Origin of the sequence: Microbacterium sp. ProA8, from assembly GCF_039905635.1 — a bacterium.
Lineage (GTDB): Bacteria > Actinomycetota > Actinomycetes > Actinomycetales > Microbacteriaceae > Microbacterium > Microbacterium chionoecetis.
In genome coordinates this window covers 2,874,202-2,885,975 of the sequence record NZ_CP157000.1, presented here as the reverse complement: position 1 = coordinate 2,885,975, position 11,774 = coordinate 2,874,202, and the positions used below count along the sequence as shown (strand labels likewise).

11 protein-coding genes are annotated in these 11,774 nt (G+C 71.9%); 3 read left to right on the top strand and 8 right to left on the bottom strand.

Features of this window, described 5'->3' with window-relative positions:
* Positions 1 to 213 precede the first annotated feature (213 nt).
* The 3 genes from ABG085_RS12935 to ABG085_RS12925 form a co-directional block, all read right to left on the bottom strand.
* Positions 214 to 1,035: a ZIP family zinc transporter gene (locus ABG085_RS12935; protein ID WP_347976143.1), complete on the bottom strand. Its 822-nt coding sequence runs from the start codon at positions 1,033 to 1,035 to the stop codon at positions 214 to 216.
* 427 nt (positions 1,036 to 1,462) lie between these two features.
* Complete coding sequence (locus tag ABG085_RS12930; protein WP_347976142.1) at positions 1,463 to 3,055, bottom strand: AMP-binding protein; 1,593 nt, start codon at positions 3,053 to 3,055, stop codon at positions 1,463 to 1,465.
* Positions 3,056 to 3,263: 208 nt separating this feature from the next.
* Positions 3,264 to 4,349, bottom strand: coding sequence for a Glu/Leu/Phe/Val dehydrogenase dimerization domain-containing protein (locus ABG085_RS12925; RefSeq protein ID WP_347976141.1), 1,086 nt, complete (start codon positions 4,347 to 4,349; stop codon positions 3,264 to 3,266).
* Positions 4,350 to 4,542: 193 nt separating this feature from the next.
* Between ABG085_RS12925 and ABG085_RS12920 the strand changes: the two genes are divergently transcribed.
* On the top strand, positions 4,543 to 5,352 hold the full coding sequence (locus tag ABG085_RS12920; protein WP_347976140.1) for a methyltransferase domain-containing protein: 810 nt from the start codon (positions 4,543 to 4,545) through the stop codon (positions 5,350 to 5,352).
* Complete coding sequence (locus ABG085_RS12915) at positions 5,349 to 5,831, top strand: YbaK/EbsC family protein (protein WP_347976139.1); 483 nt, start codon at positions 5,349 to 5,351, stop codon at positions 5,829 to 5,831. Before ABG085_RS12920 ends, ABG085_RS12915 begins: the two co-directional genes overlap by 4 nt.
* 99 nt (positions 5,832 to 5,930) lie before the next feature.
* Here ABG085_RS12915 and ABG085_RS12910 read toward each other — a convergent pair whose 3' ends face one another.
* From ABG085_RS12910 to ABG085_RS12900, 3 genes are all read right to left on the bottom strand, one after another.
* The gene (locus ABG085_RS12910; RefSeq protein WP_347976138.1) at positions 5,931 to 7,211 is read right to left on the bottom strand and encodes an MFS transporter; all 1,281 of its coding nucleotides are present in this window, start codon (positions 7,209 to 7,211) and stop codon (positions 5,931 to 5,933) included.
* A complete protein-coding gene (locus ABG085_RS12905; RefSeq protein ID WP_347976137.1) occupies positions 7,208 to 7,792 on the bottom strand; it encodes a helix-turn-helix domain-containing protein in 585 nt (194 codons plus the stop codon). Before ABG085_RS12905 ends, ABG085_RS12910 begins: the two co-directional genes overlap by 4 nt.
* Before the next feature lie 64 nt (positions 7,793 to 7,856).
* Positions 7,857 to 8,621, bottom strand: a complete 765-nt coding sequence (locus ABG085_RS12900; protein WP_347976136.1) for an IclR family transcriptional regulator — start codon at positions 8,619 to 8,621, stop codon at positions 7,857 to 7,859.
* 202 nt (positions 8,622 to 8,823) lie between these two features.
* Between ABG085_RS12900 and hutH the strand changes: the two genes are divergently transcribed.
* Entirely contained in the window at positions 8,824 to 10,422 is a 1,599-nt protein-coding gene (hutH, locus tag ABG085_RS12895; protein WP_347976135.1) for a histidine ammonia-lyase, read from the top strand.
* Between the two features lie 176 nt (positions 10,423 to 10,598).
* On the opposite strand, the gene ABG085_RS12890 is transcribed toward hutH, so the two are convergent.
* Positions 10,599 to 11,246 carry an HD domain-containing protein gene (locus tag ABG085_RS12890; protein WP_347976134.1) on the bottom strand — a complete coding sequence of 216 codons (648 nt, stop codon included), beginning with the start codon at positions 11,244 to 11,246 and terminating at the stop codon, positions 10,599 to 10,601.
* Positions 11,247 to 11,271: 25 nt separating this feature from the next.
* Positions 11,272 to 11,742 carry a histidine phosphatase family protein gene (locus ABG085_RS12885; RefSeq protein ID WP_347976133.1) on the bottom strand — a complete coding sequence of 157 codons (471 nt, stop codon included), beginning with the start codon at positions 11,740 to 11,742 and terminating at the stop codon, positions 11,272 to 11,274.
* Positions 11,743 to 11,774 lie beyond the last annotated feature (32 nt).

Below are 11,774 nucleotides of genomic sequence, written 5' to 3'. Positions count from 1 at the left end.
GAACCGTCAGCCGGTGAGTTGGTGGGGGAGCCAAGCATCGAGGAATCTCATCGCTCCTGCTGTCGCATTGAACCGTCAGCCGGCGAGCTGGTGGTGCAGCAAGGCGTCGAGGAACCTCATCGCTCCTGGTGTCGCATTGAACCGTCAGCCGGCGAGTTCGTGGAGCAGGAAGGCGCCGAGGAAACTCATCGCTCCCGCGCTCGCACCGAACCGTCAGCCGGCGAGCTCGTGGAGCAGAAATGCGCCGAGGAAGCCGATCGTCGCCCACAGGCCGGTGAGCGCGTGCTGCTCGTCGAACGCCTCGGGGATCATCGTGTTGCACACCATCGCCAGCAGACCCCCGGCCGCGATGGTCGTGATGAGCGCGATGAGGTTCGGCGACGCCGCCTGGAACGCCACGAAGCCGAGCACCGCCGCGATCACGGTCACGAGGGCGATGCCGCTCCACAGCAGTGCGACGAAGCGCCCGGTGGATCCGCCGCGCTTGAGCGCCGCCGTCGAACCGAGCCCCTCCGGGATGTTGCTGATCGCGATCGCCGCCACGATAGGGATGCTGATCCCGCCCTGCAGCACCGAAAGGCCCATCACGATGGATTCCGGGATGCCGTCGATCAGCGCACCGACGGCGATCACGACGCCCGCACTGCTCGCAGCCCCCGCGACGGCGCGACGGGCGGCGATGTTCGCGGGCGGCTCCGCGGCAACAGCATCCTGATCGCTCCCGCGGCTCCCATCCGTCTGCCTCGTTGTCGGCGTCGGCTTGGGCTTGCGCGGCCGGGAGATCAGCTGGTCGGCGACGATGTACAGCACCGCGCCGCCCAGGAACCCCGCCGTCGTCGGAACGAGACCGCCCACGTCGGCGGCCTCCTCGACGAGCTCGAATGCGAGCGTCGAGATCAGCACACCCGCGCCCAGCGCCATGATGCCCGCGACCACTCGCTGGGGGATATCGACGAACCACGCCACGCCTGCGCCCACCAGCAGCGTTCCGCCGCCGATGAGGCCGCTGAGCGCGGCGAGCCAGACGCCCTCCATGGCGCCAACCTAGTGGTCTACGCCCTCGAGCGCGGGAGGCGCGACGAGACGCATCCCGGCGGGCTGGGGCGTTCACGGCGTTTCGTCTCGCTCGCTGGCGCTCGCTCGCTCAACGACCGGATGGGAAGTCAGCGCGGGCCGAGGCGATGCTCGGCCGCGCGGCGCGCGGGACAGCAGGATGCGTGCGGGCGGGTCCGTTCGTTCGCGCTGCGATAGAGGAGAGGTCGGGGTGCGCGCTGCAGGTCCGCTGACCCGCCCGGCGCGCTGCGATGTCGCGGCGCGCTGAAGCGTCGCGGGGGTTCGACTTGCTCGCGGTGGCTCGCTTGCCGACAGGCCGGCACGCGTCCCCGTCCGACGAGCGCACCCGCCACCGGCGTCCAAGTGCCCCCGGCGGAACGCGTCCGCCGGGGGGCACGCATCGAGCGGCTCAGACGGTGGCGGCCTCGCGGGCGCGCAGGTCCTTGCGGAGGATCTTGCCCGCGGTGGACTTCGGAATCGCGTCGATGAACTCGACGCGACGCACCTTCTTGTGCGGCGCCACCTGCTCCGCGACGAACGACATCACCTCGTCCTCGGTGAGCCCCGAGTCGGGTGCGGGCACGATGAAGGCCTTGGGGATCTCCTGCTTGTCGTCGTCCAGCACGCCGATGACCGCGGCATCCATCACCTTCGGGTGACCCAGGAGCAGCGCCTCGAGCTCGGCGGGAGCGATCTGGTAGCCCTTGTACTTGATCAGCTCCTTCACGCGGTCGACGATCGAGAAGTAGCCGCCCTCGTGGTACACGGCGATGTCGCCGGTGTGGAGGAAGCCCTCGGCGTCCAACGTCTCGGCCGTCGCCTCGGGCTGGTTCAGGTAGCCCAGCATGACGTTCGGCCCCTTCACCCACAACTCGCCCGGCTTTGTCACACCGTCGGGGCCGACCTCGGTGATCTCCTCACCGGTCGCGGTGTCGATGAGCTTGTTGAGGGTGTTGGGCAGCATGATGCCCACCGAGCTCACCGGGATGTCGTGGCGATCGTTGGGCATCGCGTGCGAGACGGGGCTCAGCTCGCTCATGCCGTAGCCCTGCATCATGCGGGCGTTGATGCGACGGCCGGCCGTCTCGGCGGTCTCGCCGTCGAGCGGAGCAGCACCCGAGAAGACCGTGTGCACGCTCGAGATGTCGAACTGATCGACGACCGGGTGCTTGGCCAGCGCGACCGCGATCGGCGGGGCGATGTAGAGGTAGGTGCACTGGAACTTCTGGATGTTGGTGAGGAACTCGACGAGGTCGAACTTCGGCATCGTCACGAGACTCGCCCGCTGCCGCAGCGCCAGGTTGAGCAGCACCGTCATGCCGTAGATGTGGAAGAACGGGAGCACCGCCAGCACGCGGTCGCTCGCACTCAGGTCGAGCGCCACACGGCACTGGGCGACGTTCGCGACGAGGTTGCGGTGCGAGAGCATCACGCCCTTCGGCACGCCGGTGGTGCCGGACGAGTAGGGCAGCACCGCGACGTGCGTCGCGGGATCGAACGACACCTCCGGCGCCGCCGCACTCTCGGTGAGCAGCTGCCGCAGGTTCGGGTGCCCGGCCGCACCGTCGAGCACGATGACGCGGTCGTGAGGGATGCCGACGGCCTCCGCGGCGGTCGCGGCCTGGGGGAGGAGCGGACTCACCGTGATGAGCCACGTGGCCCCGGCATCCCGCAGCTGCTTCTCGATCTCACCCGCGGTGTACAGCGAGTTCACGGTCGTGACGGTCGCACCGGCGCGGAGGATGCCGTGGAAGACCGTCGCGAACGCCGGGACGTTCGGGCAGAGCACCCCCAGCACGGTGCCGACGCCCACGCCGCGTGCGGCCAGCGCGCCGGCGAACAGATCGACCTGCGCGCGCAGTGCGCCGTACGTGGTCTCGGCGCCGGTGGCCGGATCGATGAGCGCGACGCGTCCCAGATCCTCGTCCGTCAGGCTCGAGAAGAGGTAGTCGTAGACGCTGAGCTCGGGGATCTCGACATCGGGGCGGGGGCTGGTGAACACCGGATCTCCTTCGATCGGGGCTGCGGGAATCGCCGTCCGGCGCGCCCTGGGCCCGCCGTGCGACCATCATGCCACCCCGACCCCGGATTCTGGCACGCGATTCCGCGAATGGTGGAACGCAGTGTCACCCCGTGAGCAGTGGCGCAGACGCACGGCGCGGCGCACGACCCCAACCGCCCACACGGCGGCCGGGCGTCGGTCGCTGCTCTCAGCCGGCGAGGGCGTGCTGGCGTCCGCCGGCGGCGAGCCGCTCGGCCGCGAGACCCTCTGCCGCCTCGAGCGGGGTCGTACCCCGCGACTCGGCCTCGTCGAAGATCCGGCGCACGGTGTCGCCGATCTGCCCGACCCGTTCCAGGATCTCGGCACGGGTGCCGAGCTGCTTCGCCTCGAGGTCGAGATAGATCACGCCACCGGCGTTCACCACGAAGTCGGGCGCGTACAGGATGCCGCGCCCGGCGAGTCGCGCCGCACCGCTGTGGTCGGCCAGCGGGTTGTTGGCAGGACCGCACACGGCCTTCGCGTCGAGCGCGTCGATCACCTCGTCGGTGAGGAGGCCGCCGATGCCGGCGGGCACGAACACGTCCGCGGGTACGAGGTGCTCCTCGCCCGGGCTCACCCAGTCGGCGCCGAGCTCTGCCGCCAGGTCGCGCTTGGCGGGGTTCACATCGGTCACGGTGAGACGCGCGCCCTCGGCCGACAGGCGGACCGCCAGACGACTGCCGACCTGGCCGAGGCCCGAGATGGTGATGCGGCGGCCCGCGACGTCGGCGGTGCCGGCGACGCGCTCGAGCGTCGCACGCAGGGACTCGTAGACGCCGAGGCTCGTGGGGCCGGCGGGCTCGCCCGAACCGCCGACGGTGTCGGGCAGCCCGACCACGTGCTCCGTGCGCTCGCTGACGACGAGCATGTCGTCGGTGGTCGAGCCCACGTCCTCGGCGGTGCGGTACAGGCCGTGCAGCGACTCGACCGCATCGCCCAGGTCGAGGAACGCGGCGCGGCGCCGGTCGGCGTCGAGGGTGATGCCGGGCGGCAGAGCGATCACCGACTTGCCACCGCCGGCATCCAGACCCGCGGCGGCGTTCTTGAGCGTCATGGCGGCCGACAGTCGCAGGGCGTCGCCGAGCGCATCGCTCCAGTGCGGATACGTCCACAGGCGGGCGCCGCCGAGAGCCGAGCCCAGAACGGACGAATGGAGGGCGACGGCGATGAAGAGGCCGCTTCGCCGGCCGGTGATCACCTCGACCCGCTCGTGTGCGAAATCGGGCAGGGGCAGGGAAGGCACAGTGTGCATCATCGCGGGTACTTTCTTCGGCGGGCCTCGTGGGCGTTGCGCTGCGGACGACGCGGCGTTGCGGCATCCACCCCCATTGCACACCTGATCGCCGGATTGTTCAAGCCTGCCGTCGGCGAGTGCGCAGATTGCGCCCTATCGAGCCAGCGATTTGCGCATGCGTCATCAGAGTGCGCGCCCTCGATAGCATCGACGGATGCCCGACGCCTACACCCACGGTCACCACGAGAGCGTCCTGCGGTCGCACCGCTGGCGCACCGCCGAGAACTCCGCCGCCTACCTGCTGCCGCACCTGCGACCCGGCGTCTCGGTGCTCGACGTGGGAAGCGGACCGGGCACGATCACCGCGGATCTCGCCACGCGCGTCGCACCCGGTCGCGTGGTGGGCACGGATGCCTCCGCCGACGTCGTCGCGCAGGCCGCGGCCGATCACACCGCGCCGGGCCTGTCGTTCGAGGTGGGCGACGCGTACGCCCTGCCGTACGCCGACGGCGAGTTCGACGTCGTGCACGCGCACCAGGTGCTGCAGCACGTCGACCGGCCCGTCGACATGCTGCGCGAGCTCGGTCGCGTCGCGGGTGAAGACGGACTCGTCGCCGCACGCGACGTCGACTACGAGGGCGTGATCTGGTACCCGCTCATCCCGGCGCTCGACGAGTGGCTCGCCCTGTACCTCACGACCCACCGGAGCGTGGCCGGCGAGCCCGCAGCCGGGCGGCGCCTGAAGGCGTGGGCGCAGGAGGCCGGGCTCACCGGCATCCGTGCCAGCGCGTCGGTGTGGCTGTTCGAGGACGAGTCCGACCGTGCCTGGTGGGGTGGGATGTGGGCCGACCGGGTACTGCAGTCCGCGTTCGCCGATTCGGCACGCGCGGCGGGCGCCGACGACGGCCGGCTGCAGCGCATCTCCGACGGCTGGCGGGAGTGGGCAGCGGCCGAAGACGGCTGGCTGCTCATGCCGCACGGCGAGATCCTGGCCCACGGGCCGCGTCGTCAGGCTGTCCGATGACGACGTCCGCCTCGCTTCCCGCCCGCAGCCGTCTCGTCCACGACGCGATCCGAGCCGTGGGCATCTCGGGCGACATCGTCGTGCTCCCGGATGCCGCGTCCACCGCACCGCTCGCGGCTGCGGCCCTCGGGGTCGAGGTCGGCGCGATCGCCAACAGCCTGGTCTTCCTCTGCGACGGCGAGCCCCTCCTCGTCATGACGAGCGGTGCCCACCGCGTCGACACCGCAGCGCTCGCCGAGCGTCTGGACCTGGGCAAGATCCAGCGCGCGACGCCCGAGCAAGTGCGCGAGGCCACCGGCCAGGCGATCGGCGGCGTCGCCCCCACGGGGCATCCGTCGCCGCTGCGCACCATCGTCGACGAGGACCTCGCCGGCTATCCCGAGATCTGGGCGGCCGGCGGCACGCCGCACACCGTCTTCCCGATGACCTACGACGAACTCGTGCGGCTCACGCAGGGGACCGTCGCGAAGGTCGACTGAGCGCGAAGCAGCGGTGGGTGGCCCGCGGTCGCGGGGTGCGGCTCACGGTGTCGATGGTGAATGTCGACTGAGCGCGAAGCAGCGGTGGGCGGCCCGCGGTCACGCGGTGCGGCTCACGGTGTCCGTGGCGCTTTCCGCCCTCGACGTCGGGCGATCCGCCGCGCGAGGCAGCCACAGCAGCGCGATCACGCCGCCCAGCAGATACAGGCAGCCCTGCACCTCGAGCAGCGGGAGCAGTCCGATCGCTCCGTCGGAGAGAGCGCCCAGGAGGATGCCGAGCGCCTGCCCGACGGCGCTGACCAGCCCGACCGCGGCGAAGACGGCGCCGCGCTGCCGCGGCTCCGACTGTTCCTGCAGCACGCTCATCAGGCCCGCGATCATGATCACGCCCGGCGCGCCGACGGCCGCGAACAGCAGGACGTACGGCCATATGGCCGTGGTGACCGGCGGAAGGTTCCAGGTGGCCAGGGAGAGTGCACCGAACGCGAACAGGCTCGCGCCGGTGAGCACCCGCGGCGACGATCCCCGTGCGATGAACCCGAGGACGACCCCGGCTACGACAGCGCCCACAGCTTGGATGCCGCGCAGCAGGCCGACGTCGGCATCCGACCCTCGCAGCGGACCGAGCGCGAACAGCACGAAGAGCACGAGGAACATGCCCTGGGCGACGCTCGAGACGAGGATGACCGCGAACGCGCCGCGCAGTCGCGGGATGCGCAGCGCCTCGAGCAGACCGACCGGGCGATCGGCCCGGGTTGCGCCGCGGTGGGCGTCGGCATCCGCACCGCCGGCGTCATGCGCCGTCGTAGCGACTGCCGGGAGCGTGGCGATGAGCACGGCCGAGATGACGTACGTGATGGCATCGACCGCGACGATGAGGCCGAGATCGCCGACCGCGAGCAGGACGCCGCCGAGCGGACCGCCGATGAGCCGGCCGAGGTTCTGATTCAGGCCGATCAGTGCATTGGCCGAGACCAGCCGCTCGGTGTCGACCAGGTCGGGAAGCAGCGTGTTCTTCGCCGGCTCGAACAGCGTGCTGAGCGAGGCGTGCACGAAGATCACGGCGTACGCGAGCGGGAGGTCGGCGACCTCGTTCACCCAGAGAAGGGGGAGGAGGGCGAGGGCCTGTCCGATGTTCACCGCGACCATGATCCAGCGGCGGTCGAATCTGCCGATGAGCCGCGCGGCGAGCGGCGCGAGCACCACCGCGGGCACGAGCTCCAACAGGAACGCGATGGAGGTGCCGAGCGCCGAACCGGTGAGCTGGAACACGACGAGCGGAAGCGCGATGAACAGCAGCCAGTCGCCCGTGTCGGAGATGAGCCCGGCCGCCCAGAGCCGCCGGAAGGGGGGAATCGCGAAGGCGGTGCGCGAGGTCACTTCGCGGCCTCGCCGAATGTCGGGCGCGGGAACGCCAGCAGCGAAAGACTGGCGATCTCGGCATCCTCCGGAGCGTCCGCGCGGGTGGCGGCGATGTAGGGACGGACGATGGCGTCGATCCGCTCGACGATCGAGCGCAGCTCGTCCGGGCTGACCCGCAGGCCGTACTGGGCATGGGCGTCGACATCGCGCCACGCCCCCTCGATGCGGTCGCGGCGCCGCACGTGCTCGCGCGCCAGCTGATAGTCGAGCTGGATGGAGGCCTCGAGCATCGCGCTCGCGCCGGCGACGACCGACGGGTCGTCGGAGTCGAGGTCCAGGCTCAGACCGGTGATCGTCGCGCGCCACGGACGCTCGCGGCCGTCATCGGACTCGACCGATTCGACCAGGCCGTGCTTGGCGAGCACCCGGAGGTGATAGCTGCAGTTCGACGGGTTGTCGTCGACTGCTCGCGCGCACTCGGAGGCGGTCGCCGCACCGTGCGACATCAGGAAGCTCAGCAGGTCGAGCCGCACGGGGTGGGCGAGCGCGTCGAGGGCCGCCGGGTCGGTGATCGCGCGTCTGAGCTCGGGCTCGGCCATGTTTGTCCAATCTGAAAGGCTGTTTCAGATTATCCGCTTCGCCGGCCAGATCTGCAAGAGCCTTTCAGAGTTTCGGTTCGGGCGGACGGGCGCCGCGGATCCTCCGCCCGAGCTCCGTCGCCCGGGGTGCGACGAGAGCGGCGATCACCGCCGGGTCTCGCTCGCCGTCGGCGGGGTAGGTGAGCGCGATCGCCGCGATCGGCCAGCCGACGTGGTCGAGCACGGCGACGCCGACCGACCCGAGACCGAGCGTCACCTCGCCGTCCTCGACCGCATAACCGCGATCACGCACCTGCCGCAGCACGTCGCGCAGCTCGCCGGGCCGGCGGGGACCACGGCCGGTGCGATCGGCGAAGGCCGCGGCATCCGGAAACAGCGCCCGCACCTGCTCACGCGGCAGCGCCGCGAGCATCGCCCGCCCGGTCGCCGTGAGGTGCGCGGGCAGGCGCACCCCGACGTCCGTCACGAGCGCGGGCCTCCGCGGCGCGCGCTCCTCGACGATGTACAGCACGTCGCGGCCGTGCATCACGGCGACGTGCGCGCTCTCGCCTGCGCGGTCGACGAGATCCGCGAGCACCGGGCGCCCCAGACGGGCGAGCGGCTCCTGCCGCGAATAGCCGCCGGCGAGCTCGAACGCGGCGAGGCCCAGGCCCCATCGCCGCTCCTCGGGGAGGTGCACCACGAAGTGGTGCTCCTGCAGTGTGGCGAGCAGGTGGTACACGGTCGAGCGGGGGATGCCGAGCGTCGCCGCGATCGCGCTCGCCGGCGCTGGTCCGCGCTGCCGCGCGAGGAACGACAGGATCCGCAGCGTCTGGTCGGCGGCGGGCACCTGTGGGCGCGAGGGATCCGCGGCGCGCGGTGTACGAGACGAATCAGTGGTCCGCCGGACGGCGGAGGAGTCGGCGGTCCGCGGTACCGGCTCGATGCGCGCGGCCTGTGGCGCGCGCGGAGAACCAAAGCTGTCTGGCATGACAGACACAGGATGTCACGGACGGCTGTCGCGCGGCAGCCCCGCGGTGTGGAATCAGAGCATGACCACGAGTCTCGACAGCACTGACACGCCTGTTCCCGCAAGCGACACCGCCGCCGCCACCGACGGCGAGGTCACCGTCGGTGCGGCGCCGCTGAGCCCCGCCGAGCTCGTCGCCGTCGCCCGCCATGGCGCCCACGTCGTGGTCGCACCCGAAGCCCTCGCCCGCGTCGCCGCCGCGAGGGCGCTCGTCGAGGGGCTCGCCGACGACCCCGAGCCGCACTACGGCATCTCGACGGGCTTCGGCGCCCTCGCCACGACCTTCATCGCACCCGAGCGACGGATGCAGCTGCAGGCGAGCCTCATCCGCTCGCACGCCGCCGGCACCGGCCCCGAGGTCGAGCGCGAGGTCGTGCGCGCCCTCATGCTGCTGCGGCTGCAGACCCTCGCCACCGGCCACACCGGGGTGCGTCCGCTCGTCGTCGAGACCTACGCGGCCATGCTCAACGCCGGCATCACCCCGATCGTCCGCGAATACGGCTCGCTCGGCTGCTCGGGCGACCTCGCCCCGCTGTCGCACGTCGCGCTCGCCGCGATGGGGGAGGGGCGTGTCCGCAACGCCGACGGCGAAGAGGTCGACGCGGCCGACGCGCTGGCCGCAGCATCCGTGGCCCCACTCGTCCTGCGCGAGAAGGAAGGGCTCGCGCTCATCAACGGCACCGATGGCATGCTCGGGATGCTGCTGCTCGCCCTTCACGACATCTCGCTGCTGCTCGACACGGCGGACGTCGCGGCGGCCATGTCGGTGGAGTCCCAGCTCGGAACCGACGCGGTCTTCGCCGCCGACCTGCAGGCACTGCGCCCGCAGGTGGGCCAGGCGGTATCCGCCGCGAACCTGCGCGCCGTGCTGTCCGGCTCCCCGATCGTGGCATCGCACCGCGACCCGGCCGTCTGCACGCGGGTGCAGGACGCATACTCGCTGCGATGCTCGCCGCAGGTGCACGGTGCCGCCCGGGACACCGCAGACCACGCCCTCCTCATCGCCTCACGCGAGCTCGCCGCCGCCGTCGACAATCCGGTCATCACCGATGATGGGCGCGTCGAGTCCAACGGCAACTTCCACGGCGCCCCCGTGGCGTACGTGCTCGACTTCCTCGCGATCGCCGTGGCCGACGTCGCCTCGATCTCGGAGCGCCGCACGGACCGCGCCCTCGACCCGGCTCGCAGCAACGGGCTGCCGCCCTTCCTCGCACACGAGGTGGGCGTCGACTCGGGCTTCATGATCGCCCAGTACGCCGCAGCGGGGATCGTCTCGGAGCTGAAGCGCCTGGCGGTTCCGGCATCCGTCGACTCCATCCCGTCGTCGGCGATGCAGGAGGACCACGTGTCGATGGGGTGGGCCGCCGCGCGCAAGCTGCGCCGCGCGATCGACGGACTCTCGCGCGTCATCGCCATCGAGGTGCTGACGGCCTCGCGCGCCCTCGACCTGCGGGCTCCGCTGCAGCCCGGCCCCGCCACCGGCGCCGTGCGCGACCTCGTGCGCACCGTTGCCGCCGGTCCCGGCCCCGACCGCTTCCTGTCGCCCGAGATCGAGGCCGTGACCGCGCTCGTCGCCGCGGGAGCGGTCGCGGACGCGGCCTTCGCGCACAGCGCGAACTGACGGAGCGGGCGGGGGCGCTGGTTCTGCGTCGGCCGGTCACGCGAGGCGGCGGTTGGCGTCGCGCAGCCGGGGGAGTGACGCGTCGGGGCGCGGGGCAGGTTCCGGCTCAGGCGAGTCGGCGGTTCGCGACGCGCAGCCACGGGAGTGACGCGTCGGGGCGCGGTGCGGGTTCCGGGTCAGGCGAGCCGGCGGTTCGCGACGCGCAGCCAGGGGAGTGACGCGTCGGGGCGCGCCGCCGCGCCGCGCGCATCGCCGTCGCAGCGCACGACGACAGCCCACTCTTCGATCGAGGTGCCCGCGCTCTCGAGGCGCCGCACCAGGCGCCGCACCGCCTTCGGCGTCGGCTCACCGCTCACCGAGACGTGCACCATATGCGTCGCGACGATCTCGGCCACTGCGCGCACGAGCGGGGACGGGAGTTCCAGGCGACGACCCAGCGCGAGCGCGATCTCGGCGCCGCGCTCGGCGTGACCGTACGACGTGATGCGGCCGTTTCGCGGCCTCGTCGTGTCGGGCTTGCCGATGTCGTGCCACAGTGCGGCCAGCACCAGGCGCTCGCGGAGGTCGGCGGAGAGCCCCTCTCGCTCGGCGTGCCGCGCGGCCAGGTCGGCCGCCCACAGTGAGTGCACGAGCACATCGCCCTCGGGATGCCACGCCGGATCCTGGGGAGTGCCGGCGAGCGCTGCGTGCTCGGGCACCCCGTCGATGAGCCCGTCGGCGCGGAGCGCGGCGGACGGCACGGCGCTCTCGCGCAGGACGGTCCGCAGCATGCGGCCGCGCTCGGCGTCGGAGCGTTCGTCGGTGGGTGTCTCGCTGGCGGTCATCGGGTCATCGGGTCATCGCGTCGGGTCACCGAGGCGTCTCGAACGTCCACTCGTCGGGATCGAGCGCCGAAGCGACGTCCCAGTCGTCGACCTCCCACGCGAACGTGGCGACGGCGCACGTCGGCATGTGGCTGATGGCGTCGTCGGAGAGGTGGGCGGCGAGGACGCTCATCCCCGGGTCGTGCGCGACCACCACGACAGCCGGGGCGCGGGTGGCGACCGCCGCGGCGAGCAGCGTGCGCGCCGGTGCCCCGTACAGCTCGGGATCGAGCGAGACGCCCACGCCGAGCTCCGCCGCGAACGCCTCGGCCGTCGTGCGGGCGCGCAGCGCCGTGCTCGAGAGGATGAGGTCGGCGTGGAATCCCGACTCGGCCAGCCGACGCGCCATGCGCGGCGCATCGCGCATGCCGCGGTCGTTGAGCGGCCGGTCATGGTCGTCCAGACCCGGATCGCCCCAGTCCGACTTCGCATGCCGCACCAGCGCGAGCCTGATCATGACGCCGCCTTTCGGGATGCACGTGCCCTCAC

Coding starts and splice junctions, on each gene's coding strand:
- ABG085_RS12915 (WP_347976139.1), top strand. CDS start 5,349: ATGACGACGTCCGCCTCGCTTCCCGCCCGCAGCCGTCTCGTCCACGAC.
- ABG085_RS12890 (WP_347976134.1), bottom strand. CDS start 11,246: ATGACCGCCAGCGAGACACCCACCGACGAACGCTCCGACGCCGAGCGC.
- hutH (WP_347976135.1), top strand. CDS start 8,824: ATGACCACGAGTCTCGACAGCACTGACACGCCTGTTCCCGCAAGCGAC.
- ABG085_RS12935 (WP_347976143.1), bottom strand. CDS start 1,035: ATGGAGGGCGTCTGGCTCGCCGCGCTCAGCGGCCTCATCGGCGGCGGA.
- ABG085_RS12905 (WP_347976137.1), bottom strand. CDS start 7,792: ATGGCCGAGCCCGAGCTCAGACGCGCGATCACCGACCCGGCGGCCCTC.
- ABG085_RS12920 (WP_347976140.1), top strand. CDS start 4,543: ATGCCCGACGCCTACACCCACGGTCACCACGAGAGCGTCCTGCGGTCG.
- ABG085_RS12885 (WP_347976133.1), bottom strand. CDS start 11,742: ATGATCAGGCTCGCGCTGGTGCGGCATGCGAAGTCGGACTGGGGCGAT.
- ABG085_RS12925 (WP_347976141.1), bottom strand. CDS start 4,349: ATGATGCACACTGTGCCTTCCCTGCCCCTGCCCGATTTCGCACACGAG.